Below are 24,792 nucleotides of genomic sequence, written 5' to 3'. Positions count from 1 at the left end.
GATATACCAATCGCAAACTGGTTGTCGGTTTTGGGTCGGGTGACGGCCACGGGGGTCTCGGCGGCAGGACGCCGCCGGGAAGCCTGCAGGGAGGTATTCACGGCGTCCCCCGTGGCCGTCACCCGGCCCAGAACGAGCCGAAAACTCAAAGGGTTTCGGTATAGATCGGATTCGTCACTAGACAACCGCCATGCCGCTCCTCAGACACCAGCGACTGCGCTTGGACTTCAACCGCTTTACAATTCGCCTGGCATCCAACTTGCTCAATTGAGCGGAGAAGCTGCTTGACCCGCTGTTGCTTCGCTATATTCGTGAGTCACTTCCACCTTTAACGCTGGTCACGCAAGGCCCGACCCAAGGAGTTTTTGTTAATGCCTGATCCCGCCGTGCTCTTCCACCTGAGCGATGTCCATTTCGGGCTTGAGGACCCGCGCGCGCTCGATTGGGTGAGGCAGGAAATCGCCGACCAGCGTCCCGATGCCGTGGCCATCACCGGCGATCTGACCATGCGCGCCCGACGGCGCGAATTCGACGCCGCATGCGCCTGGATTCGCGCGCTGGAGGCACCGGTCACGGTCGTGGTGGGCAATCACGACCTGCCCTATTTCAACCCCATCCAGCGCTTTTTCGACCCTTACCAGCGGATACAGACCATCGCCGACAAGGTGGAGGCGGAGATCGACCTGCCTGGGCTGGTCATGGTACCGCTGAAGACGGTGACCCGCTGGCAGCCGCGCCTGAACTGGTCGAAAGGCTGGGTAACGGAAGCAGCACTCGCGCGCTGCCTCGCCACCCTTGACGCGCTGCCCGAGGGGACGCGCGCGCTGGTGACCGCTCATCACCCGTTGCGCGAGGTAGGGACCCGAGGCACCGCGCTGACCCGACACGGCCAGAAGGCGCTGACGGAGTTGGCCAAGCGCCAAGTGCTCGCGGTGCTCTCGGGCCATGTCCATGACGCCTTCGACCTCACCGAGCAGACGGCGCAGGGGCCCGTGCGCATGATCGGCGCCGGCACCCTGTCGCGGCGCCTGCGCTCCACCCCACCGAGCTTCAACGAGCTGCGCTGGGATGGCACGCAACTGAGCGTCACCGTGCGCAATCTCGAGGATCACGACACACCAAACATGATGATTAACGACGTTCCCGAGGATGCGATGCCCCCACGCACGCCGGATGAACCAGTCGCTCCGATCGATCAAGTCCCGCGCACCGATCCGCCCATTCACTGATGGCCTGATCCAATGAGCCACTCGTCCTGGAGGTCGTTGATGCTTGAACAAACGGCAGTGCAATGTCCGTATTGCGGTGAAACCATCGCAACCGAGGTCGATGGCTCGGCCAGCCATCGTTATATCGAGGATTGTCCAGTCTGTTGCCAACCGATCGAATTCGAGGCCGAAATTGACGATTGGGGCAACCTGGTGCGATTGAACGCCTGGCGTGATGATGACTGACAGGCAGCCTGCGACAGGCATGTCGGGAGGCGGAAAGCGCTGAGCGCCTTGAACTCGAGTTGCGAGCCGCTGAACGACAGTCTGATCCCGGACCGCGCGCAATCGCCGATAGGCGTGTCATGGGCCGATTGGTCTGGCCTTAAGAAGGTCTGGCGCGTCGTGATCCCCGACGCTGCCCGGAGATAGTTCCCTTTCGCCGCTTTGGCGCCTCTCTGATTGTTGACTCAATCAATCGATTGATCTAGTCTCAGCTCCACCAGAGGCCCAGCCCGAGCTTGAGAGTCATCGTGTCCGATCAACTTGTAAACGCCGAACCTGCCGACACCCGCCAACGCTTGCTGCGCAGCGCCCTGCACGCCTTCGGGCACAACGACTACGACGCCGTTTCCAACCGGCAATTGGTGCAGGACGCTGGTGCCAATATCTCCGCCATCTCCTATCACTTTGGCGGTAAGCGCGAGCTCTATCTGGCCACCGCCGCCTACCTGGCCGAGCAGATGAGCGAGGGCATGCGCGAGCACCTGGAACGCATCGAGCAGGCACTGCCCACCGCGTCGGCGGCTGACTGCCGACAAATGCTCGGGCAGTTGCTCAGTGGTCTGGCGCAACAGTTGATGGCTGGCCCATTCAGTGAGGATGCTCCCGGCTTTATCTTTCGCGAACAAAACCAACCGACCGAGGCCTTCGACGTGATCTACGCCAAACTCTTCGGCCCGATGCACGCAGTCATGGCCAAGCTGGTGGCCGGCGCCCGCGGTCGGGAGCAGGTGGATACCGAGTGCCGACTAGTCGCACACGCAATGACAGGGCCGCCCATTGCCTTTCGTGCCGCGCGCACGACGCTGCTGCGCCATCTCGGCCAGGACGCTTACGCCGCCGACGATGTGGCGCAGATCCAGGCGCTGCTGCAAGCGATCACCGAGGCCGCGCTGGACTATCGGTCCCTCGGCTCCAATCCCCTCCCATCCAGCCCTCGCCAACCCAACTCAGGAGCAGACCGATGAGCGCCGAGCGACACGACCGCAAACACCGCTGGCTGATCCTGCCTCCCATCGCCATCGGGATCGGCATCCTGGTCTGGATGGCCCAGGGCCGAGAGCCGCCGGCGCAAGCTGAACAGGGCGAGATCGCCCGCCCAGTGCGGGTGATCGAGGCGCCCGCCGTCGAACTGGTGCCGACCGCCGAGGGCTATGGCCCGGTGCGCCCGGCGCGGGTCTGGAAGGCGGTCGCTCAGGTGGCCGGGCGCATCATCGCGATCCACCCACGGCTGCGCGACGGGGAGATCCTGGCGGCCGGCACCGAGCTGGTGCGCATCGACCCCATCGACTACGAGCTGGCGCTGGCGCAGGCGCAGGCCGAACTCGCGGAGCTGAGGGTTCAGGAGCAGAACACCCGCGCCTCGCTGGAGATCGAGGAGCGCAATCGCGAACTGGCCAATCAGGAGCTGGAGCGGTTGCGCAAACTTGCCGGCAAGGGCACCGCGTCTGCCAGCGACGTGGATCAGGCCGAGCGCACCGCGCTGACCAGCAACAGCGCGGCGCAGAATCTGCGCAACACCCTGACCCTGATTCCGACTCAGCGCCAGGTGCTGGAGACTCAGGTCGCCCGTGCCGAGCGCGATCTGGGGCGCACCCGAATCCTGGCACCTTTCGATCTGCGCGTCGCTAATCTGGCTGTAGAGGCGGATCAATACGTCGGCGTCGGTCAGACCCTGTTTGAGGGCGACTCCGTGGACCGGGTTGAAATTGACGTCCAGGTACCGCTCTATAGCCTGCGACGCCTGTTCATCGGCATGCCGACACCGGATCTATCACAGACCTCTGGCCAACTGGATCCGACCCGATTGAACGAGCTTTTGTCGAAGCTGGTCGGCCTCGACCCCCTGGTGCGGCTGGACCTGGGCAATTCGGTGGCCGAATGGCAGGCGGAGTTCGTGCGCATGGACGATCAGGTGGACCCGCAAACCCGCACCATGGGCGTGGTGGTCGCAGTGGACCGATCCTTCGACAAGGTCATCCCTGGCGAGCGCCCGCCCCTGTCCAAGGGCATGTTCGTTCAGGTGCTGCTGCGCGGGCGCGCGCAAGGCCCGCGGGTGGTCGTGCCCCGCAACGCCGTGCGCGACGGTGCCGTCTATCTGGTGGACGCCGAGCAGCGTCTGCGTCGTCAACCGGTGGAGGTGCTGTTCGACCAGGGTGACTACAGCGTCATCGGCGCTGGGCTTACGGCCGGCCAGCAGGTGGTGCTGTCGGACCTGGTGCCCGCCGTCGACGGCATGCTGATCGACCCGCAGCCCGATCTTGAACTGGCCGCCGAGCTGCAAGCTCTCGGGGACGCGCCATGATCGCCTGGTTCGCCCGCCATCAGACCGCGGCCAACCTGCTGATGGCCTCCATCATGATCCTCGGCCTCACCGCACTGCCCGGCCTGCAGCGCGAGACCCTGCCGGAGATCCAGAACGATAAGGTCCAGATCCAGCTGATCTACCGCGGCGCCACCGCCGAGGACGTGGAAGACGCGGTCTGTCGCCGCCTGGAAGACGCCATCGAAGGCATCACCGATCTGGATGAGCTGCGCTGTGAGTCCCGCGAGGGCGTCGGCACCGCCACCGCGGTGATGCGCGAGGGCGCGGACATGATGCGCTTCCTCGATGACGTGAAGTCCGAGGTGGACGCCATCGACGACTTCCCGGACCAGGTCGAGACGCCGGTGATCACCGAACTCGGCCGCACCGAGCCCGTGATCTCGCTGGCCGTCACCGGCCCCGCGGACGCCGTCGACCTCAAGGCCTATGCCGAGGACCTCAAGGACCGGCTCTTGGCGGAGACCGAGGTCGCCGAGGTGAACGTCTCCGGCTTCTCGGATCATCACATCCGCATCGAGATCCCGGCCTGGCGGCTGCGCCAGTACGGTCTCTCCGTGCAAGACATCGCCAACGCGGTCGGCCGGCAGAGTCTGAGCAGCCCAGCGGGACGGCTCGAAGGCGGCTCGGAGGACCTGCTGCTGCGCTTCGACGACCAACGCAAGCGCGCCGGGGACTTCAACGATCTGGTGGTCATCTCCGGCGGCACCGGCGCCAGCATCCGTCTCGGCGAGATCGCCAGCATCACCGACCGCTTCGACCGCGACGAGGAGAAGATCCTGTTCGACGGCCAGCGCGCCGCGGTGCTCGACATCGCCAAGACCCGCGATCAAGACGTGCTCGACCTGCTGGCACAGGTACGCGGCTTCGTCGCCGCGGAACGGATCGCCACGCCCGCCGGCGTCGGGTTGCATCTAACCCAGGACCGCGCGTCCATCGTGCAGGACCGGCTCGACATGCTGACGCGCAACGGCGTGCAGGGGCTGGCGGCGGTGTTCTTCATCCTCTGGCTGTTCTTCGGGCTGAGGTACAGCTTTTGGGTCGCCATGGGGTTGCCGGTGTCCTTCCTCGGGGCGTTGTTCCTGCTGCCGGTGTTCGGTGTCACCATCAATATGATCTCGATGGTGGGCCTGCTGATCGGCGTCGGCCTGCTGATGGATGATGCCATCGTCATCTCCGAGAACATCGCCGCACGCATGGCCAAGGGCGACAGCCCGGCCCAGGCCGCCATCGAGGGCTCGCGCGAGGTGCTGCCGGGCATCCTTTCCTCGTTCGCGACCACGCTGCTGGTGTTCGGCTCGCTGGTGTTCATCTCCGGAGAGATCGGCCAGATCCTGCGCATCATGCCCATCGTGTTGATCCTGGTGCTCTCGGTGAGCCTGCTGGAGGCCTTCCTGATCCTGCCGCATCACCTGAATCATTCGCTGGCGCATCAGCGCGGCGAGCGGCCATCGCGCTTCCGGCAGGGCTTCGAGCGCGGCTTCGAGGGCCTGCGCGACAGCGCCTTCGGCCGGTTGCTGGACCGCGCCGTCGATTATCGCTATCTGACGGTCGGCCTGGTGCTGATGCTGCTGATCCTCGCCATCGCGATGCCTGTGGGCGGTAAGCTCAAGTTCGTCGGCTTCCCGGACCTGGACGGCGACGTGGTCGAGGCCCACATCCTGCTGCCGCAGGGCACCCCGCTGGCGCGCACCGAGGCGGTGGTGGCCCAGGTCGAAGGGGCGCTGGCCGAGGTCAACGACGCCTTCCGCGAGCGCCAGCCCGAGCAGCAGGACCTGGTGCAATCGGTCACCGTGATCTTCGGCGAGAACCCCGACGCCTACGAGACCGGCCCCCATGTGGCGCGCGTGGTCGCCGACCTGCTCGGCACCGAGGAGCGGGACGCCGCGCTGGGCTCGGTGCTCAACACCTGGCGCACCGCGGTCGGCGAGCTGCCGGACGTCATCAGCATCAAGTACACGGAGCCAGCCATCGGCCCCGGCGGGCGCCCCATCGACCTGCGCCTGGTGGGTGCCGACCTGGACCAGCTCAAGGCCGCGTCCAATGAACTCCAGGCCTATCTCAACGGCTTCGCTGGCGTGCTCGACCTCAGCGACGACCTGCGCCCAGGCAAGCGCGAGTATCGGCTGCGCCTGAAGCCGGACGCCGGCGTGCTGGGTCTGGACGCACGCACGGTCTCCGACCAACTGCGCGCCGCCTATCAGGGCATGAAGGTGGACGAGTTCCCGCTCGGCGCCGAGACCTACGAGGTCAACCTGCGCGTTGCCGCGAGCGACCGCACCGGTCCCGCCGATCTGGAAGCCTTCACCGTCACCGGCCGAGACGGCGCCCTGATCCCGCTCGCCACTGTCGCCGAGATCGAGCCGGTGCGCGGCTGGGCACGCATCAATCGCGTCGACGGCCAGCGCGCCGTCACAGTGCAAGGCGACGTGGACCGCAATCTCGCCAACGCCCAAGAGCTGCTGGGCCAGGCCCGCGCCCACTTCATCCCGGACCTGCTGGAGCGCTATCCAGGCGTGCGGCTGGACGTGGAGGGCGAGAGCAAGGAATCCGCCAAGACCGGCCAATCCATTGTGCGCAACGTCCTGCTCGGCTTGATCGGCGTCTACATGCTGTTGGCCCTGCAGTTCCGCAGCTACCTGGCGCCCATCACCGTGATGCTGGTGATCCCCACCGCGTTAATCGGCGTCGTCTTCGGCCACATGGCCCTGGGGCTGGACCTGACCATGCCCAGCATCGTCGGCATGGCCTCGCTGTTCGGCGTCGTCGTCAACGACAGCATCCTGCTGGTCGTCTTCATCCGCCAGGCGCGCCTGCGCGGCATGGCCACCATCGACGCTGCCAAGCAAGCAGGCCGCGCGCGCTTCCGCCCCATCCTGCTCACCTCCATCACCACGGTCGCCGGCCTGACGCCATTGCTATTGGAGAAGAGCCTACAGGCACAGATCCTGATCCCGCTCGCCGCCAGCCTGGCTTTTGGGCTGGTCACCGCCACCATTGCGGCGCTGTTCATGGTGCCGGCGGTCTATGTGATCCTGGATGACTTTGGCGCGCTGGGGGCGTTGGAGGGGGAGGAGGATGATCAGGTGGCTGGGGTGCCGACGGCGCCGGGTCGGGTGGGCTGATGGAAGCGCCTTTCATAACTGTTGAGGGGCAGCGGGTTGGCTTAGGGCCAAGCCCCTTCGCTGCATTTGTCGATGCGTTACCGACGTCCCCTCCGTCGCGGGATACCTCCGCCGCACTTGGCCGCCTTGGGATGCTTGGCTTGATCGAGCTCGGCGATGACCACCTGCGTTCGATCACGTTCTCGGCCGTCAAGATCGTTCTGCCGCTGCCAAAGGTTGCCTGAGAAGTCCGGCTGGACGTTGCCCTGCCGAAAGAGAAGCTCATCCGCGGGCAAAACGAAGAACGGACATCCTTTGGACATAGGTTGCTCGAAAGCGCGCAAGCATGCAGATCGATTTTTTTGTAAGTAATGCTTGCGCGACTTTATGCAAGCATATACACTGCGCTAACTTTGCAAGCATAGGTGGCAAAATGCCAGGGCATCGCAAGCACTCTCAAGGTGGGATCGCGCGGGCCGAGAAACTCTCGCCGGAAGAACGCTCGGCAATCGCATCTTCCGCCGCAAAGGCCCGCTGGTTAGAGGACACGGGAGAAGATGATCTTCCGAAAGCAACACACCGCGGAGAGATCTCTATCGGAGATATCAAGCTCCCTTGCGCGGTGTTGGACAATGGGCAGCGGGTCGTGTCTGAGTTTGGCATCACGCGGGTCCTTGGGTCGCGTAGCGGCGCGTCGAAGCGTCTTAAGAAAGCGTCTGAAGAGGACGGGGCCTTAGTGCCTGTATTTCTTGCTCCGCCTCGCTTGAAGCCTTTCATCAGCGACGAAATACTGAATGGGCCTCTCAAGCCCGTCATATACCGCGACAAGCAGCGGAGAGTCGTTGGCTACTCCGCAGAAGCCTTGCCTGCTGTCTGCGAAATCTGGCTTGAAGCCCGTCATGCCAACGCGCTGCAGCAGCAGCAACTCGCGAAGGCCCAGAACGCCGAGATCCTCATGCGCGGCCTGGCTCATGTCGGTATCGTCGCACTTGTTGACGAAGCAACCGGATATCAATCTGAAAGAGACCGCGATGAACTCAACAAGATATTGTCGTGTTATCTTGCTGATGAGCGCTTGAAGTGGGCAAAGCGCTTTCCTGACGAGTTTTACAAACAGATTTACCGCTTAAAAAAGTGGCGGTGGCCGAATCACGGCAACCGGACGCCTTATGTTGGAAAGATAACTAACGCAATTGTTTATGAAAAATTACCACCAGGCGTTATGAAAGAATTGCAATCACGGAATCCGACGCAGGAAGGGACAGGAAGGAGAAAATGGAAGCATCATCAGTTTCTTTCCGAAGACATAGGCCAGCCAGACCTTAGAGACCATTTGATGCAACTCATTGCACTTATGCGCATTTCTCCGGATTGGCCGACATTTGAGAATCATATAAAGCTAGCCTTCCCCGCAAGGGGAGATCAAATGTTTCTCGATCTCGAATCTTAGCGTATCGAAGATCCTTCAGTCGCGATATCGCGTGTGCTTTTCTTCCTGGACAGCCGATATTGGTATCGCTTGCGGACAGAGACTCTGCTAGTTGTCTTCAGCAATTGTTGGTGCGTTCTGAGCAGGGAGCAGGGAGCCAAATCTCCGCTGGTATTGGGGTTGTATCCGATAAGCGGGATCATTCACCCAGCCAGCCTCGGACCTACGCCCCATCACAAAACGAACGGAGTCTTCGATCCTTTCATGTCCATCGAGCACAACTTCGACGTTCCGTTCGTTGCCGCCCTTGCGCTTAAGGAAAAGCAGATTCAGCAGAACTATCGGCCGATTATCGCGGTGCATAAATGGTTCGCGCGGCGGCCGGGCACGCTGTTTCGCGGATTGCTGTTGTCGGAACTCGCTGACCGGCCGCTGGCGGAGGTCTTTTATGCGTCCAACCATTTTCCCGGTGTCCAGATTGCAGACCCTTTTATGGGTGGGGGCACACCGCTGATCGAGGCCAATCGGATCGGCTGCGATGTGCAAGGGTTCGATATCAACCCGATGTCCGCTTGGATCGTCCGTGAAGAACTGGAGCATCTGGACCTGGAAGCCTATGCGGCGGGCGCCACCGCGTTAGCGCAGGCGCTGGACCAAGAGATCGGCGACCTCTATCGGACCGATTGCCCTCTATATGGCGACAAGGACGTGCCGGTGAAGTATTTTCTTTGGGTCAAGATCCAGGATTGTACGGCCTGCGGTCGGCCATTCGATCTGTTCCCAGGATATCTTCTCGCCGAGAACCGGCGTCATCCGAAGAATGTGCTCGTTTGCTCGCGATGCGGTGAACTGAACGAGGTGGATGACCGCAAGCATCCGGGGGCATGTGCCGCCTGCGGAACCGCGCTGACGACCGCCGGCCCGGCTAAGCGTAATCGCTGCGACTGCCCGCACTGCGGGCAGGTCAATGTCTATCCCAGGCCGAACGCGGGGGCGCCGCGGCATCGACTGTTCGCAATGGAGTATTACAACCCGGCGCGCAAGGCGCGACACAAGGGTCGTTTCTTCAAGAAGCCAGACCAGCACGACCTAGCACGCGCGGCAAAAGCGGCGGCGCATTTCGATGCCTTGTCGCCGGACTTTGTGCCGCCACAGCCAATCCCGGCTGGCGACGAGACCGACAGGCTGCTGCGTTGGGGTTATCGCCAGTATCGGGAGCTGTTCAACGCCAGACAGCTGCTGGCGTTGGAACTCAGCTGTCGGCGTATCAGCATGGTTGCCGACGAGCGCATCCGGCACGCGCTCGCGACCAACCTATCCGATCTACTGCGGTATCAAAACATGCTCTGCCGCTACGACACCATGGCGCTGAAGTCCTTGGATATCTTTTCGGTGCACGGCTTTCCGGTCGGGCTGGTCCAATGCGAATCCAATATCCTCGGTATCCGTAACGGGACCGGCGCAGGCGTTGGCTCAGGGGGCTGGGTGAACATCATCGACAAATACGCCAAGGCCAAGCGCTGGGGCGACGCGCCGTTCGAGCTCCGCCATCAGGGCGGCCGCAAGCGACAGGTTCCGATCCTCGGCGAATGGCTTGGTGAACGGCGGAGCGGCGCGGAGCCTCGCGGCATCCGATTAAGCTGCACAAGCGCTACGGAGGCCGAGTTACCGGAAGCCAGTCTGGACGCCGTCTTCACCGATCCGCCGTACTTCGGCAACGTCCAATACGCCGAGCTGATGGATTTTTGCTACGTCTGGCTGCGCCGATTGGTCGGTCCTGAATCGGAGGGATTCGATCGCGATTCGACCCACTCACGGCACGAGTTGACCGGCAACCTGACCCAAAAGCGCGCCTTGGCGGATTTCGCCCAGGGTTTGGCCACGGTTTATGCACGGATGGCTAAGGCACTCAAACCCGGCGCTCCGCTGGCGTTCACCTTCCATCACAACCGCATCGAGGCGTACTACGCCGTCGGTGTTGCCATGCTCGATTCCGGCCTCGTCTGCTCGGCGTCGCTGCCTTGCCCCGCCGAGATGAGCGGCTCGATTCATATCCACGGCACGGCATCATCCATCATCGACACCGTCTTTGTCTGCCGCAGCACGGGCAGCACTCGTCGCGGATGGTTGTGTCAGACGCCAGCGGAACTGAGCCAACTGATTGGAAGTGATATCGCTCAGCTCAGCGCCGCCGGCAGAACACCAACGCTGGGAGACACGCGCTGCATCGCCTTCGGTCATCTGACACGCATGGTCGTCTGGAATCTCCGCAATGAGTGGGAACCGTCCAGATCAATGGCCGATAAGCTTGCGCGCTTCGCCGAGGGTGTCGCCACGCTTGGGGAGGTCGGTCAGTTGATCGCCGGGCTCCGCGCCGACGCGATCAGCGAACCGCCACCGCAGCCTTACCCAACCGCCACTAACGCGACGGAGGCGCAAGATGCCATACCCTTTTGAAGCCGATTTCGACGATATCCGCGCGAACCTCGACGCCTATGTGGACGAGGTATTCGCCTGCCTGACATCGGAATTTCTCGTCATGCCGAAGGGCGCGGGCTTTGTGGAGTTCGCGACCTTCGATGCTGGCTATGAGGCGCTCAAGCGTGCGACACGAGGTTTCGAGCAGGTAACGGTCGAACCGATTGTTGCGGCCGTCTACGAGACGCCGATGGCACTGATTGTGTTGCGCTGCATGCTCGGCTTCACACCGCCAGAATGGGCCTATTTCGCAACACGGCAGACCGGTGTTGAGGTCAGCCAAGGCGCGGCGCGATCCATTGACCGCAAAATCAGGATGCAGCCCGACCAGCGGTTGCGAGAAGCAGGCGGCGTCACGGATGCCCGCATTCGCGCTTTGGTTGAATCTGCGTGCCTGATTCTTGAAACAGGAGCGCCGAACGTCGAAACGGGCCGACTGCACCGAATTGACAAGCCCGACACCAGGGCGGGTCTTATTAGCCTGCGAAACTTCGCTGATCTGGGCGCGCCTTACTCGGTGCTGCTCTATGAACGCTTCCTTGGCCGACCCTTTGCCGGTCATCGCGACTCTATCAGCGAGTTGGTCGGAAACGTGGTCGAGAACGCGATTGAGGAGGTGCTGAGCCGAGAAGGCGTCAGTTTCCGCAAGACCAAGCGAGCCGAACGCCTGCCGGGCCTCGACCAGGCACCGGACTTTGTGATCCCGAACGAGATCAATCCAAAAGTCGTCATCGAAGCCAAGCTGACCGAAGACGACGGCACAGCGCGGGACAAGGTGACGCGCGTCCAGCATCTTGGAGCGCTGAGCATGCAGGGTCAGCCTGCCGATGATCCGAAGTTCGAGGTGATCGCCTGTATTGCGGGCCGGGGCTTTGGCGTTCGGCGAGAGGATATGAAGAAGCTGCTGCTTGCAACACGAGGGAAGGTGTTCACGTTACAAAACATGCCACATCTTGTTGAAATGACGCGGCTGCGTGAATATCGAACTCGCTGAGGTAGAGGTGAACCGCGAGACTATCGATAGCCCAGAGGCTTGTCGACGCGAGAGGGACGGAGTCTTGCGCATCAACCGCGTCAAAGGCCAGGCCAGCGCGCCGTCACGGTGCAAGGCGACGTGGATCGCGATCTCGCCAACGCCCAGGAGCTGCTGGGTCAGGGGCCCTTGCGGCCGGATGGCACCGGCGAGAATTGCCTCCAGTAGCGCGCGGCGGATCTCATCACACGTGGGATGCCGACAGGTGATGGGCTTGTCGCGCAGGGGACGACTGGCCGGGGAGCAACACGCCATCATGACCAGGCTGTTTTCCATCATCAAATCCCCCGGTCATCCGCCTAGACAGCATTAACGCGGGCTCTCCCCGCGGGGATCGATGATCCGCCGCTGGCGGAAGGGTGCTTGCAGCAGTCGCATAAGCATGCGTCGCGGCGGTAGCCACTGAATGCGGGCGCCGTGGCGTTGGTTGTTGAGCACCCGCTCGGCAAGTCCGGAAGCGACGGTCTCGACCTTGTCGCCGAAGATATTGATGAAGCGCCGGATCTGCTTCGCTTGTTCCGGTCGCATGCTGAGCGCGAGCAGGTCGGTCGGCACCACGCCGGGGTTGAGGCTGCTGAGTTTCACCGGTGTGCCGCGCAGTTCGGCGGCGAGTGACTTGGTGAAATACCGCAGCGCCGCCTTGCTGGTGCCGTAGAGGGTGCTACCGTGGCGGCGCTCTCCGCCGCTCCCCCAGCCTTCAAGCGTATAGATATGGCCATGGCCTTGCGCCAGCATGCCGCGCGCGGCGGTGCGACAGCCTTGCATGGTGCCGAGCAAATTGATGCGGATCAGGTTCTCGATGGTGGCCGGGTCGTGCTGCCAGAAGTCGACTTCATGCGAGCCGATGGCGGCATTGTTGATCCAGATATCGATGCGCCCGAAATGACCGACGGTCGCGTCCCAGAGCGCCTGGACCTTCGTGGCGTCGGCGACATCACAAAGCCGTCCATGCAGCCGGCCTTCGGCTGCGGGGATGGACGCCATGAACTCGGCCAGGGTCTGCTCGAGGCGACCGGCATCCCGACCGCAGATCATCACCCGACACTGGCGTTGCAGAAAGGCGCGCGCGAGCCCGCGACCAATGCCACGCGTCCCGCCAGTGATGACGATGACGGATTGATCCAAATCTGACCTCCTGGGTGGTGCGATGTCGCTCTATGCCGGGCTGTCGGCGTAACGCCAACAGATTGACCCTTTTCAGCTGAGATTTTCCGTGACTTTGCCAGTAACATGGACGGGGAGAGTAATTACTCCAAGCCTTCTTCTGCAAATCCTGATCATTGCAGATGATCGGTCCCCCGGTCATCCTTGCACTGGTCATATCACGATGGCACAAGATAATGAATCTGCCCAATCCAGATAACGACACTTCCCTGCTGCAGGCGGCCACTTCCTCCGCCGACAAACACCACGGTCAGCGACGCAATCACCATCGCGGATGCCCGCAGGACACTGGAGGCCAAGACTTGAAAACGGCGCCCGAAAAGACGACCGGCAGCGCGCTGCGATTCGGGGCTGTCTGCGCGCCCGTTGGTCTGGTTGTCGGTGGTTATGCGTTTTATTCGGCCACCGGCGACGGCTGGCAGTTGTTGCCGATTTGCGCGACTCTCGCGGCCTTCCTGACGGGCTTTGGTCTGTGGTTTTGGCTCATTGAGCGTCGGCAAGCGACCCGCCGCCGGGCCGGCATCTTGACCGGCGCGCTGGCTGGCGCACTGGCGCATTACTTGTGCTGGTACCTGCTGATTCTGAGCGCGAATCTGGATTATCTGTGGTTCGGCACGACAAGTTCCTTGGGCGAGCCACCCATGAACCCTTTCCAGGGACTCGCCGGAGCGGCTGCATTCAGCGCCTTCAGTTTGTTCCTGTTCGGCTGGGTGACCATTCCAGCTGGCGCGCTACTTGGCGGGCTGATGATCGGGCGTTCGCGGATATCGCCGACCTGAAAGAGCACCAGGGGACAATCCCACCATGTAAAGGACATGCGGCAAAGCCCCTCGACGACGCGAACAGCGGCGGTCAAACCAATAATCCAGTCCTGGTAAAAACCCCATACCGGAGCCACGCCAGCCGAGACGAGGACCTTTAGGCGACCAACGAGGGGTCTGGGCAGGTTCGGCGCGCCTCGCCAGTGCCAAGTGAATCAGTGGCTTGAATTTCCTCGTCACTGAGCGCGAAGTCGAAGATGTCGCGATTCTCGGCCATGCGCGCGGCCTTGGATGTCTTGGGCAGCGCGGTGCGGCCACTCTGCACATGCCACCGCAGCACGACCTGTCCGGTCGTCTTGCCGTGACGTTCGGCGATGGCGGTGAGGGTCGGGTTGCGTAACAGATCAAAGGCACCGCTGGCAAATGGCGCATAAGCGGTGACGACGATGCCCTGCTCGCGGCAGAAGGTCTCGAGTTGCGGGTCGCGACAGTAAGGATGGATCTCGACCTGGTTGACGGTGGGCCGGCGCTCAGACTCGGGCACGTCTTCCATCAGCTGACGCAGATGCCCGATGGTGAAGTTGGATACGCCAATGGCTCGCGCCGCGCCCTTGTCGGCCAGCTCGCAGAAGGTGCGCCAGATGGTCGCGCGCGCCTTGCGCGGGAAGTCCGGATCACCGGTGGTGTTCTCACTGAAACTGCCCGGCCAGTGCATCAGCAGCAGATCGACATAGCCAAGACCCAGATCGTCCAGGGTATCGACCATGTCGTCGCGCACTTTCTGGGCGATGTCCTCGACCTTGTCGGCATCCCAGGTGCGACGGTGGGAGATGTTGATATGCGGCGGCGCGGCGGGATGGGCCAGCTTGGTGGTGATGAACAGTTCCTCGCGGCTCAGTTCGCCGCTGGCAAAGCGCTGGCCGAGCAAGGTGCCGAGAATCCGTTCGGTCCCATAGACGCGAGCGCCATCAAAGGCGCGATAGCCGTTGTCCAGCGCCAAGCTGATGGCCCGCCATGCCTGCTCCGGCAGAAATCCCTGGAAGGCTGTCCGTCCGACCCAATCGCCGAAGGCGCAACCAAAGGCCAGGCTTGGCATGGCCACGCCGTTATGCAGAGTGATGGTGCGCAGATCACTTCCGTTATCATGCATCTCTTCGTCCTCAATGGATGGATGGATCAATCTAACCCGAGACGCTAACAGAACCCATGACCCTCGACCAACTCACGGCCTTCTTTGGCTGGGCCGCGATCATCAACATCGCCCTGCTGCTGGTTTCGGCTGCCGCATTGCTGGTGCTGCGCGGCCCAATCACGCGCATCCACACCCGGCTTTTCGGGCTGGATGAAAAGGACCTAGGCCGGGCTTACTTCCAGTATCTGGCGCAATTCAAGATCGCGACCATTGTCTTCACCATCACCCCCTATCTGGCGCTTAAGATCGTCGCCTGATCGACGCTGTCTCGCACAATGCGGAATCCTCCGGCGGAGAGAACCAACGGAGGATTACCGCAGAGCACCGTGCCACCTAGCTCGCCGAGCTGGGGCTCAAAGTGACCGCAAGGGACGGCTGCGGAGATACCTTGGCCAAGGCGCGCAAGCTCGCGACGGCTTGCAGGATCGAGGTGGATTTCCATCAAGCCGACCTGCGCGACTGGTCACCGGGCACCAGCGCAGGGACCTGGGAGCAGGCGCAGCCGCCGGGCATAGACGAACAGGCTGCCCAGCTGCGAGACATAGCGATTGATAGTCGCGCCAGAGAGCGGCTTCCCGGATTGGGTGCTGCCTTGCCCGCGAATCGGACGCAGCCGACCGCGTTCAGCCAGTTGCACCAGCGCAGCATCAACAGCGTCGGGGGGTGATATCGGCAAGCGGCTGCTCGCCAAGGTGCTCTTGCCAGAACGACAGCCGCGAGATTGTCGCGGCGTCGAACTCGCGAGATGCCAGAAAGGCTTCGATAAGGTCGCCGAGTGTGGCGATGTGTTTTCTCCGGATGCACCAGGATCAGAACCGATGCTGATGCGCCGTGGCGGCGCATTTACCGAAGAAAACCAATAATTTGGAGCGGGAAACGAGACTCGAACTCGCGACCCCAACCTTGGCAAGGTTGTGCTCTACCAACTGAGCTATTCCCGCTTTGGAAGCCCGCTATTTTAGCCGATGATTGGGTTCTGTCAAGAATCTGAAACCTGATTTTCGCCCTTCCCCATCAAACTCGGCCAGGCCGCGCGCAGGTAGAGCACCATGGACCAGAGCGTTAGCAGGGCGGCAATGTAGAGCAACGCGATGCCGATGGGGTCTATCGGCAGTCCGAGCATCGGTCCCTGCAGAATCAGCAGGAAGATGGCGATCATCTGCGCAGTAGTCTTGAGCTTGCCGGCCATGGACACCGCCACCTTGGCTCGGCTACCAATTTCGGCCATCCATTCACGCAGGGCAGAGACGGTGATTTCGCGGCCGATGATGACTGCTGCCGGCAGGGCTAGCAGGGCGCGCGGGTCGGTCTGCACCAGCAGCACCAAGGCGATGGCGACCATGAGCTTGTCCGCCACTGGGTCGAGGAAGGCGCCCAGCGGTGAGGTCTGGTTCAAGCGGCGTGCCAGGTAGCCGTCGAGCAGGTCGGTCAGGGCCGCAGCGCCGAATACCAGCGCGCAGACCGGCCGCGCCCAAGGGACCGGCAGGTAGAAAATGACCATAAACACCGGGATCAGCCCAATCCGTAGCAGGGTCAGCAGATTCGGGATATTCATCATGGTTTGTCCGTCTTTGTTCGGCACGCCGCCGGTACCGCCAAGGCCCATCTTAGGCCGACTGGCGCGCTAGGAAAACCGCATTTCTCAGTCACTGACTATTTTGGCGCGCCTGGCTGCCTTTGCCCTCAGTTTGGAGCCTGTCATCATCCGCCCAGTTCCTGATGGACCGCTTGGTGAATCTGCTCGGCCAGGACGGTGCTAATGCCATCGACCCGGGCGATGTCGTCCGCGCTCGCCCGGCGCAGACCGCGCAGCCCTCCGAAGGCGCGCAGCAGGCTGGCGCGACGCTTGGCACCCACGCCGGGAATGTCCTCCAGCACCGAGGTGCGTCTGGCTTTGTCGCGGCGCTGGCGGTGGCCGGTGATGGCAAAGCGATGCGCCTCGTCGCGAATCTGCTGGATCAGGTGCATGGCGGGCGAGTCCGCCGGCGCGATGATGGCGTGGCGCTGATGCGGCTGCCAGAGTTGCTCGGCGCCGGGTTTGCGGTCCGGTCCCTTGGCCACGCCGACCAGGCGCACCCCTTGAATGCCGAGTTCTTCGAGAATGCCAACCGCGGCATTGAGCTGCCCGCGCCCACCGTCGATAAACAACAGATCCGGTACCGGCACCTCGCCGTCTTTGATGCGCTTGTAGCGCCGCCCGAGCGCCTGCGCCATGGCTGCATAATCATCGCCGGGGGCGATGCCGTCGATATTAAAACGGCGATAATCCGACTTTCGCGGCCCTTCGTCGTCGAATACGACGCAAGAGGCCACGGTCAGTTCGCCCTGAGTGTGGCTAATGTCGAAGCACTCCATGCGTCGCGGCTGCTCGTCGAGTTTCAGCAATTCGCGCAGCGCCTCCAGCCTTTGGTTGTAACCGGAACGACTGCCGAGGCGCGATTTCAGCGCCAGCTCGGCATTGCTCTGGGCCATCTTCAGCCACTGGGCACGTTCACCGCGCAGAGGGTGACGGATGGCGACCCGGCGCCCGGCGCGTTGGGCGAAGGCGGTCTCGAGAAACTCCTGCTCCTCCGGTGCGTGGCTGACCAGCAGCTCCGGCGCAATGGGCTTGTCGGCATAAAATTGGGTCAGAAAGCCGGCCATGACCGTCTCTGGCGTCGCATCCAACGGGGCTTTGGGGAAAAAGCTCTTGTTGCCCAGATTGTGCCCAGCACGAATAAAGAACACCTGCACGCAATGCACGCCGGCCTCGGTGGCGCAGGCGAGGATGTCGAGATCGCCGCCGCTGGCAGTCACATACTGACGCTGCTGGATGCGCCCGAGGGTGGCGATCTGGTCGCGCAGCACAGCGGCCCGCTCAAACTCCAGCGCCGCCGCCGCCTCGTCCATGCGCTCGCCAAGTTCGCGGATCACCTCATCGGTGCGTCCGTCGAGAAACTTGATGCTGCGCGCAACATCCTCTGCGTAGTCGGGCTCGCTGATCAGCCCCACACAAGGCGCAGTGCACCGCTTAATCTGATATTGCAGGCAGGGTCGCGAGCGGTTGCGAAAGAAGCTGTCGCGACACTGGCGCACCGGAAAGATTTTTTGCAAGAGTTGCAGCGTCTCGCGCACCGCCGAGGCACTGGGATAGGGACCGAAATACCGCCCCTTGCCCTTGCGCGAGCCGCGATAGAAGGCCAGACGCGGAAAGGCATCCTGGGTGCTCAAATAAATAAAGGGGTAGCTTTTGTCATCACGCAGCAGCACATTAAAGCGCGGCTGATGGGATTTGATCAGGTCCGCCTCGAGCAGCAGCGCCTCGCCCTCGGTGCGAGTAACCGTGATCTGAATATCGGCAATCCGCGCCACCATCACCTGTAAGCGATGATTCAGCGAACGGCTGAAATAACTGCTAACGCGGCGCTTGAGTTCCTTGGCCTTGCCGACATAGAGCACAGTGCCCTCGGCATCGAGCATGCGATAGACGCCGGGCTGGCTGGGGATGCGCGCGAGCAGCGCGCGACGGGCCTCGTCGGTCAGCACGGATCGACTCCGCACGGCTCGGGCGCATCCAGCAGCGCCCGGCAGCGCGCCATGACCTGATAGAACATGGCTTCGGTCAGGCGCCGGGTCTGGGTGTTGTAGCGGCTGCAATGGTAGGAATCGATCAGCCGCCGACCACCGGGCAAAACATACTCGGCGGCATGGGCGAAAGGCAGCGCCGATTGCTTGAGCCCGCAGCCAAGCAGCACCGCCCGATGCGCAATCTGCCCTAGCGCCAGCACCACGGCATCTGGCGGCAGGCTGGCCAGTTCAGCGCTCAGATACGGATTGCAGGCGCGCATCTCCGCTGGCAACGGCTTGTTGGCTGGCGGCAGACACTTAACCGCATTGGTGATGCGGCAATCGATCAATTCCAACCCATCACCGGCGCTGACCGACTCGCCACGACTGCCAAAGCCGTGCCGATGCAGGCTGGCATAGAGCAAAATGCCGGCATAATCCCCGGTAAAGGGCCGGCCGGTGCGGTTCGCGCCATGCATGCCTGGCGCCAGGCCGACGATCAGCAGACGCGCGTTCGGATCGCCAAAAGGCGGCACCGGCGCGGCATGGTAGCCGGGATGCTCGGCGCGCACCTCAGAGAGAAAATCCGCCAAGCGCGTGCAGGCACGGCAGGCCGGGTTGAAGGTTGGGGGCGGATCGGAAACCTGGACAGACATGAGTGCAAAGGGACAGTTCGGTATTGGGCGGTCTTGCCATAATAGCCGCATGGCCTGGCGACACCGCAGTCGCCTAGCTAAAGCAGCGTCTTGATGATCAGTGAGACGATCCCAACCAGCACCGCCCCATCATCCATGCCAACAACGTCAAATCAGTGCGGACAGGTGCCGACGCTGGTTCCAAATCAGCTTTTCTCACCAGTATCTTCCTGTGCTGTGCCGATGGGGCGCACCACCGCTTCCGCTTGTTCTGGGGCGAACCCTGCCGTCTTGAGTTTGTCCACGAGTCCAGAGTATCGAAAGTGACTGTCGCCATTGTGGTTTACCTCGATTGTTACGCGGTCGGTTCGATTGCGCTAGATGGGGCTATCGATTCGATCAGACGGTGGTGTCATAGTAACATTGAGCCCCTTGCCAGAAATGTGGCCGATTTCACCAGACTAGGCACCCCCGCATGATAAAACCCGACTACGCTGGTGGCTGCATTGTCAACCTGATGAGTTCGCTGCTGCACGCACGCGGCGCCACCAGCATCGACCTTCCGGAGGCCCGACTGCTGCCAGCGGCGGAGCTGGCCGACTACCGCCATCTGGTGCTGATCGTGATCGACGGTCTGGGCGCGAACTGGCTGGCACGGCACTCGCCCGATGGCCTGCTCGCCCGCCACCAGCTCGGTAGCCTGACCAGCGTCTTCCCGTCCACCACAGCAGCGGCCATTGGCAGCTTTCTGACCGGCGTGCCGCCCGCGCAGCATGGCATCACCGGCTGGTTTACCTGGCTGCGCGAGCTGGGCTGCGTGATGAAAACCTTGCCCGGCCAGCCCCGCTGCGGCGGTCAGAGCAACTGGGCCATGGTCGAGGATCTGCGCACGCTCTTCCCCTGCCCGTCAGTTTTTGAGCGCATCACTACCGGCTCGACGGTGATCAGCCCCAAGCAGATCGCGCATTCAGCCTTCAATCGCGCCCATTGCGGCCCGGCGCGACTGCGACCCTATCGCAACCTGAAAGACTGTTTTCGCCAGATCGAGCAGGCCGTCAAGCGCACTCGCCAGCCAAGCTATATCTATGCCTACTGGTCGGAGCTGGATCATCTCGGGCACAAGCACGGTATCGATAGCACGGAGACGATCAATCATTTGTACGCGCTCGAGCAGGGCCTGGCGCAACTGACGACAAGACTGGCCGGCAGCGACGCCTGTTTGTTGATCAGCGCCGATCATGGTCAGCTCGATTGTACTAAGGCGGATCAGACCCAAATCGCCGCACATCCAGCGCTGGCTGATCGGCTGCGGCTGCCGCTGTGCGGCGAGCCGCGCGCGGCTTTTTGCTACACTTGTGCCGATGAACTGGATGGCTTCATCGCGGCTGCACAGGATACGCTCGGCACGCGCTTTGATGTCGTTCGCTCGCGCGATCTGCTGGCGCAGGGGGTTTTTGGTCCGGGCACGCCGCATCCTGAGTTGACACATCGTATCGGCGATGCCACCTTAATCGCCCGTGATCACTGCGTCATCTTAGACCGCCTGCCGACGGAGAAGCCCTTCACCCCTATCGGCGTGCATGGCGGCCTGAGTCCTGACGAAATGCTGGTGCCCCTATGCCGCATCGATTGCCGCATCTAATCCGTGAGATGAGTCCGCTATGACCGACCTCGCTGCCCTCTATCAGACCGACTACGTCCAGTGGACACAGCGCAACGCCGATTTATTGCGTGCCGGTCGTTTCAAGGAGCTGGATATAGAACACTTACTGGAAGAGTTGAGCGACATGAGCAAAAGCGACCGGCGCGAATTGCACAGCCGTTTGTTGGTGTTGATCGCGCATCTGCTCAAGTGGCAATTCCAATACCAGACGCTCAACGAACGCTGGCGTGAGTTCAAGGGCGACAGTTGGCGTTCGACCATCATTGAACAGCGTCAGCGTCTTGCCATCCTGCTGCGCAAGTCGCCCGGCTTAAAGTCCGCATTGGACGACACCATCGCCGACGCCTATCCCGACGCAGTCGTCGTAGCTCACAAGGAAACCTGCCTGCCGCTGACAAGCTTCCCAACCGTCTGCCCTTATCTCACAGAACAACTGCTGGATGATGCGTTTTATCCGGATTCCACGCCAGCGCACAATTGTGTGGACTCATAACCAGTCTCGATCCTGAGCGGTTTCCCGAGGATAATTCGTATAATAATCTATTCACAAAACGCCACACAGAGGCCTCAGATGTCGAGAAAAATTGGAGTCATTGGCAGCGGCATTGCCGGCATGGCCAGCGCTTGGCTGCTGGCCGGTCGCCATCAGGTCACACTCATTGAGCGCAACGACTATGTGGGCGGCCACACTCACACCATTATGGTGGAAGAGCACGGCCAACAGATTCCGGTCGATACCGGCTTTATCGTCTACAACGAGCTAAACTACCCGCTGCTGACCCGCCTGTTTGAGCGCCTTGGCGTCGCCACCCGCGAGGGCGACATGTCCTTTGCTACCTCCATTGGTCCGGGTGAGATTGAATACTCGGGCGACAGCTTGAAAACCTTGTTCGCGCAGCCAAAAAATCTGTTCAACCCGTCGTATCTCGGCATGCTCGCAGATATTCTGCGCTTTAACCGGCGTTGCCGGAAGCTACTCAACCAGGGTGGCTTTGACGGCTTGAAGCTGGGTGATTTTCTCGCGCGCGAGCGGCTCGGCGAGGCCTTTCGGGATCACTATTTGCTGCCCATGGCCGCCGCCATCTGGTCCTGCCCACCGCACACCATGATGGAGTTCCCGGTCGAGAGTCTGGCGCGATTCTTCGACAACCATGGACTCATCCGCATTGTGCAACGCCCGCTCTGGCGCACCGTGGTCGGTGGCAGCCATAGCTATGCGCACAAGATCATCGCCGACATCGGGAAAACGAACATTGTGCATGACCCGGCGGTTCGCGTGCGTCGCCTGAGCGATTCGGGCAGCCCGGCAGGCATAGCTGCGGGCACCGATCAGAACAGCGGCGGCCAGGGCGTCGAGGTCACCCTGGCCTCGGGTGCGACTCATCGCTTCGACGAGGTGGTGCTTGCCTGCCATGCCGACGAAGCCCTGGCGATGATCGATCAGCCCACGGCGGATGAATCCCAACTGCTCGGCTGTTTCCGTTATCAGCCTAACCAAACCTGGCTGCACGCGGATACGCACCTGATGCCGCGCCGGCGTCAGGTCTGGTCTGCCTGGAACTATCTCGCCGCGCGCCAGCAGGACGGGCGTCAGGCCGTCTCTGTCAGCTACTGGATGAACCGCCTGCAAGGACTCAAGGCCCGCAAGGATTACATGGTCTCGCTGAATCCGCTCGAAGCACCCCGCCCCGAGACCCGCATTGCCGAGATGACTTATCACCATCCGGTCTTCGATCAGGCGGCCATGGACGCCCAACCGGCGCTGCACCGGCTACAAGGTCAGGGCGGACTCTGGTTCTGCGGCAGCTACTTCGGCTATGGCTTCCATGAGGACGGACTGCGCTCGGCGGTGGATGCCGTGACGCGCATGGGCATCGACACCGACTGGCTGACGCAAGCAGGCGCCTGACATGAAGCATCAAGCCCCAACCCAAACGAAACCCCCGACTCAAGCTCAAGCCGGCTCCAGCTCTGGCCCTAGCCCGCATCGCATTTACTTCACCAAGGTTATGCACCGGCGGCTGTTCCCGGTTGAATATCGCTTCGTCTATAATGTCTTCAGCCTGCTGATCGACATCGACGCGCTAGATCAACTTCCACGCGGCCCGCGCTTCGGGAAATTTCAGCTCATGCGCTTCCGCCCCGCCGATCACGGGCCACGCGATGGCAAACCACTGCGCCCCTGGGTGGAAGAAGTGCTACGCAGCCGCGACATTGATCTGGAAGGCGGGCGCATCCGGCTGCTATGCTTCCCGCGCGTGCTCGGCTTCGGCTTTAATCCGCTGAGCGTCTGGTACTGTGAACACCGCGACGGCAGTCTGCGCGCGGCCATTGGGGAGGTCAGTAACACCTTTGGTGGGAAGCATTTCTACCTGCTGGCCAAAGAGGGCGCGCCCATCGACTGGCCGCTGCGTGCACGCGCGACCAAATGCTTCCATGTCTCGCCCCTGATGGATATGGCCGGCGATTATCGCTTCCGTCTGTCCGAACCCGACGAGCGGCTATCGGTGATGATCCGCCAGTTCCATGATGACGGTCGGCTCAAACTCGTCGCCAGCCAAGCCGGCACCGGCGAGCCGCTGACCGAACAGAACCTGAGACAGGCGTTGAAACGTATGCCCCTGATGACCATCAAGGTAATCGCGGCCATTCACTGGCAGGCGCTCAAGATCTGGCTGCGTGGCGCGCCCCTGTGTCCAGCACCACCGGCCCCCAAACACGAGGTTACCTGATGGCAAGCGAGAAGTCGGCCGAGGCCACCCTCCCATGGCGCAAAGGGCTTGCGTTCCGCCCCTTCAGCGGCCTGCTGGATCATCTCCTGCACGAGCAGTTTCATGCCGGGCAACTGCGCTTGCGCATCGGCGACAGTCTGCACGCGAACAAGGGTGACGAGCCCGGTCCTCAGGCCGAGATACAGCTGCACCGCCCTTTGTCCTTTGCCCGGCGCGTTACCGGGCGTGGTCATCTTGGCTTTGGCGAAAGCTACCTGGCCGGCGACTGGGACAGCCCGGATCTGACCAGCCTGATCCATCTGTTTGCCGTCAACGAACCGGTCTTGGCTAGCATCGAATTCGGCAGCTGGCTCGGCCGTCTGGTCGCGCTCTTCCGCCACCACAGCCGCACCAATACCAAGCGCGGCAGCCGTCGCAACATCGCGCATCACTACGACTTGGGCAACGCCTTCTACCGGCTCTGGCTCGACCCCGGCATGACCTACTCCGCCGCCCTGTTTGACGGACAGGACATCACGCTGGAGCAGGCACAGCGGCGCAAGTATCAGTCGCTACTCGAGATGCTCGGCGCCGAACCCGGCGCGCATGTGCTTGAAATCGGCTGCGGCTGGGGCGGTTTCGCGCGCGAGGCGGTCGCCGCTGGTCACCGGGTCACAGGACTGACGCTGTCTTCAGAGCAACTCGCCTGGGCCAGCGAAACCCTCACCGATCCCATCGCTAGCGGTGAGGTTGATCTGCACCTGCGTGATTATCGCGATATGGATGGCCAGTTCGACCACATCGCCTCCATCGAGATGTTCGAGGCCGTGGGTGAGCGCTACTGGCCGGTTTACATGAACAAAATCCGCCAGCTTTTGCGCCCCGGCGGCCGCGCCGCGCTGCAAGTCATCACCATCGACGAGCAATACTTCGACAGCTACCGTTCAAGCCCCGACTTTATCCAGAAATACATCTTCCCCGGCGGCATGCTGCCCACGCCTGCCCGCTTCGACGCTGTTGTCGAGCAGGCCGGCTTACGCATCAGCGCCCGCCGCTGGTTCGGGCAGGACTACGCCCGCACCCTGGCCATCTGGCACCAGCAGTTCATGGAGCAGCTCACCGCCGTGCGCGGCCTTGGCTACGACGAGACATTCATCCGCATGTGGCGCTACTACCTCGCCTACTGCGAGGCCGGCTTTCGCGACGGGCGCATCGATGTGATGCAGGTCGTGCTGGAAACGCCGACTGCCGATTAGCGCAAAC

At 62.3% G+C, this 24,792-nt stretch carries 21 protein-coding genes and 1 tRNA gene; 15 read left to right on the top strand and 7 right to left on the bottom strand.

The genetic code is table 11. From position 1 onward, the window contains the following. Positions 1-371 precede the first annotated feature (371 nt). The 8 genes from Thiofri_RS10390 (at position 372) to Thiofri_RS10355 (ending at position 11,818) form a co-directional block, all read left to right on the top strand. Positions 372-1,229 (top strand): metallophosphoesterase family protein, encoded by an 858-nt coding sequence (locus Thiofri_RS10390; RefSeq protein WP_009151333.1) that lies wholly within the window; start codon positions 372-374, stop codon positions 1,227-1,229. Between the two features lie 39 nt (positions 1,230-1,268). Further along, the gene (locus Thiofri_RS10385) at positions 1,269-1,454 is read left to right on the top strand and encodes a CPXCG motif-containing cysteine-rich protein (protein ID WP_009151332.1); all 186 of its coding nucleotides are present in this window, start codon (positions 1,269-1,271) and stop codon (positions 1,452-1,454) included. A gap of 287 nt (positions 1,455-1,741) precedes the next feature. Continuing rightward, positions 1,742-2,458: a CerR family C-terminal domain-containing protein gene (locus tag Thiofri_RS10380; protein WP_009151331.1), complete on the top strand. Its 717-nt coding sequence runs from the start codon at positions 1,742-1,744 to the stop codon at positions 2,456-2,458. Next, positions 2,455-3,795 carry an efflux RND transporter periplasmic adaptor subunit gene (locus Thiofri_RS10375; RefSeq protein ID WP_009151330.1) on the top strand — a complete coding sequence of 447 codons (1,341 nt, stop codon included), beginning with the start codon at positions 2,455-2,457 and terminating at the stop codon, positions 3,793-3,795. The genes Thiofri_RS10380 and Thiofri_RS10375 overlap by 4 nt, the downstream gene beginning before the upstream one ends. After that, the gene (locus tag Thiofri_RS10370; RefSeq protein ID WP_009151329.1) at positions 3,792-6,938 is read left to right on the top strand and encodes an efflux RND transporter permease subunit; all 3,147 of its coding nucleotides are present in this window, start codon (positions 3,792-3,794) and stop codon (positions 6,936-6,938) included. The genes Thiofri_RS10375 and Thiofri_RS10370 overlap by 4 nt, the downstream gene beginning before the upstream one ends. Positions 6,939-7,263: 325 nt before the next feature. Beyond that, on the top strand, positions 7,264-8,367 hold the full coding sequence (locus Thiofri_RS10365) for a P63C domain-containing protein (RefSeq protein WP_223296843.1): 1,104 nt from the start codon (positions 7,264-7,266) through the stop codon (positions 8,365-8,367). Between the two features lie 243 nt (positions 8,368-8,610). After that, positions 8,611-10,803, top strand: a complete 2,193-nt coding sequence (locus tag Thiofri_RS10360; protein ID WP_009151326.1) for a DUF1156 domain-containing protein — start codon at positions 8,611-8,613, stop codon at positions 10,801-10,803. Then, on the top strand, positions 10,787-11,818 hold the full coding sequence (locus Thiofri_RS10355) for a hypothetical protein (protein ID WP_009151325.1): 1,032 nt from the start codon (positions 10,787-10,789) through the stop codon (positions 11,816-11,818). Before Thiofri_RS10360 ends, Thiofri_RS10355 begins: the two co-directional genes overlap by 17 nt. A 348-nt stretch (positions 11,819-12,166) precedes the next feature. On the opposite strand, the gene Thiofri_RS10350 is transcribed toward Thiofri_RS10355, so the two are convergent. Continuing rightward, positions 12,167-12,982, bottom strand: a complete 816-nt coding sequence (locus tag Thiofri_RS10350; protein WP_009151323.1) for an SDR family oxidoreductase — start codon at positions 12,980-12,982, stop codon at positions 12,167-12,169. A 215-nt stretch (positions 12,983-13,197) separates the two neighbouring features. Between Thiofri_RS10350 and Thiofri_RS10345 the strand changes: the two genes are divergently transcribed. Then, positions 13,198-13,800, top strand: a complete 603-nt coding sequence (locus Thiofri_RS10345; RefSeq protein WP_051023994.1) for a hypothetical protein — start codon at positions 13,198-13,200, stop codon at positions 13,798-13,800. A 139-nt stretch (positions 13,801-13,939) separates the two neighbouring features. Here Thiofri_RS10345 and Thiofri_RS10340 read toward each other — a convergent pair whose 3' ends face one another. Next, the gene (locus tag Thiofri_RS10340) at positions 13,940-14,932 is read right to left on the bottom strand and encodes an aldo/keto reductase family protein (RefSeq protein WP_009151321.1); all 993 of its coding nucleotides are present in this window, start codon (positions 14,930-14,932) and stop codon (positions 13,940-13,942) included. 56 nt (positions 14,933-14,988) lie between these two features. Between Thiofri_RS10340 and Thiofri_RS10335 the strand changes: the two genes are divergently transcribed. Then, a complete protein-coding gene (locus Thiofri_RS10335) occupies positions 14,989-15,231 on the top strand; it encodes a DUF6868 family protein (RefSeq protein WP_009151320.1) in 243 nt (80 codons plus the stop codon). Between the two features lie 206 nt (positions 15,232-15,437). On the opposite strand, the gene Thiofri_RS10330 is transcribed toward Thiofri_RS10335, so the two are convergent. The 5 genes from Thiofri_RS10330 to Thiofri_RS10310 form a co-directional block, all read right to left on the bottom strand. Beyond that, positions 15,438-15,650, bottom strand: a complete 213-nt coding sequence (locus tag Thiofri_RS10330; RefSeq protein WP_143742049.1) for a hypothetical protein — start codon at positions 15,648-15,650, stop codon at positions 15,438-15,440. Between the two features lie 189 nt (positions 15,651-15,839). After that, positions 15,840-15,915: transfer RNA gene (locus tag Thiofri_RS10325), tRNA-Gly, on the bottom strand. Positions 15,916-15,953: 38 nt separating this feature from the next. After that, a complete protein-coding gene (gene pgsA, locus Thiofri_RS10320) occupies positions 15,954-16,532 on the bottom strand; it encodes a CDP-diacylglycerol--glycerol-3-phosphate 3-phosphatidyltransferase (RefSeq protein ID WP_040858439.1) in 579 nt (192 codons plus the stop codon). Positions 16,533-16,675: 143 nt separating this feature from the next. Beyond that, positions 16,676-18,499, bottom strand: a complete 1,824-nt coding sequence (gene uvrC, locus Thiofri_RS10315) for an excinuclease ABC subunit UvrC (protein ID WP_009151317.1) — start codon at positions 18,497-18,499, stop codon at positions 16,676-16,678. After that, positions 18,493-19,176, bottom strand: coding sequence for a uracil-DNA glycosylase (locus Thiofri_RS10310; RefSeq protein WP_009151316.1), 684 nt, complete (start codon positions 19,174-19,176; stop codon positions 18,493-18,495). The genes uvrC and Thiofri_RS10310 overlap by 7 nt, the downstream gene beginning before the upstream one ends. A 454-nt stretch (positions 19,177-19,630) precedes the next feature. Here Thiofri_RS10310 and Thiofri_RS10305 point away from each other — a divergent pair, with 454 nt between their 5' ends. From Thiofri_RS10305 to Thiofri_RS10285, 5 genes are all read left to right on the top strand, one after another. Next, on the top strand, positions 19,631-20,797 hold the full coding sequence (locus tag Thiofri_RS10305) for an alkaline phosphatase family protein (protein ID WP_009151315.1): 1,167 nt from the start codon (positions 19,631-19,633) through the stop codon (positions 20,795-20,797). A gap of 19 nt (positions 20,798-20,816) precedes the next feature. Then, on the top strand, positions 20,817-21,311 hold the full coding sequence (locus Thiofri_RS10300; protein ID WP_009151314.1) for a DUF29 domain-containing protein: 495 nt from the start codon (positions 20,817-20,819) through the stop codon (positions 21,309-21,311). A gap of 78 nt (positions 21,312-21,389) precedes the next feature. Further along, positions 21,390-22,727, top strand: coding sequence for an NAD(P)/FAD-dependent oxidoreductase (locus Thiofri_RS10295; RefSeq protein ID WP_009151313.1), 1,338 nt, complete (start codon positions 21,390-21,392; stop codon positions 22,725-22,727). Between the two features lies 1 nt (position 22,728). After that, positions 22,729-23,550: a DUF1365 domain-containing protein gene (locus tag Thiofri_RS10290; RefSeq protein WP_009151312.1), complete on the top strand. Its 822-nt coding sequence runs from the start codon at positions 22,729-22,731 to the stop codon at positions 23,548-23,550. Further along, positions 23,550-24,785 (top strand): SAM-dependent methyltransferase, encoded by a 1,236-nt coding sequence (locus tag Thiofri_RS10285; protein WP_009151311.1) that lies wholly within the window; start codon positions 23,550-23,552, stop codon positions 24,783-24,785. Before Thiofri_RS10290 ends, Thiofri_RS10285 begins: the two co-directional genes overlap by 1 nt. Positions 24,786-24,792: the final 7 nt, after the last annotated feature.

The organism is Thiorhodovibrio frisius (genome assembly GCF_033954835.1).
GTDB classification, from domain to species: Bacteria; Pseudomonadota; Gammaproteobacteria; order Chromatiales; family Chromatiaceae; genus Thiorhodovibrio; species Thiorhodovibrio frisius.
Note: the sequence above shows the minus strand (reverse complement) of the source record. Positions and strands in the feature narration are given on the sequence as shown.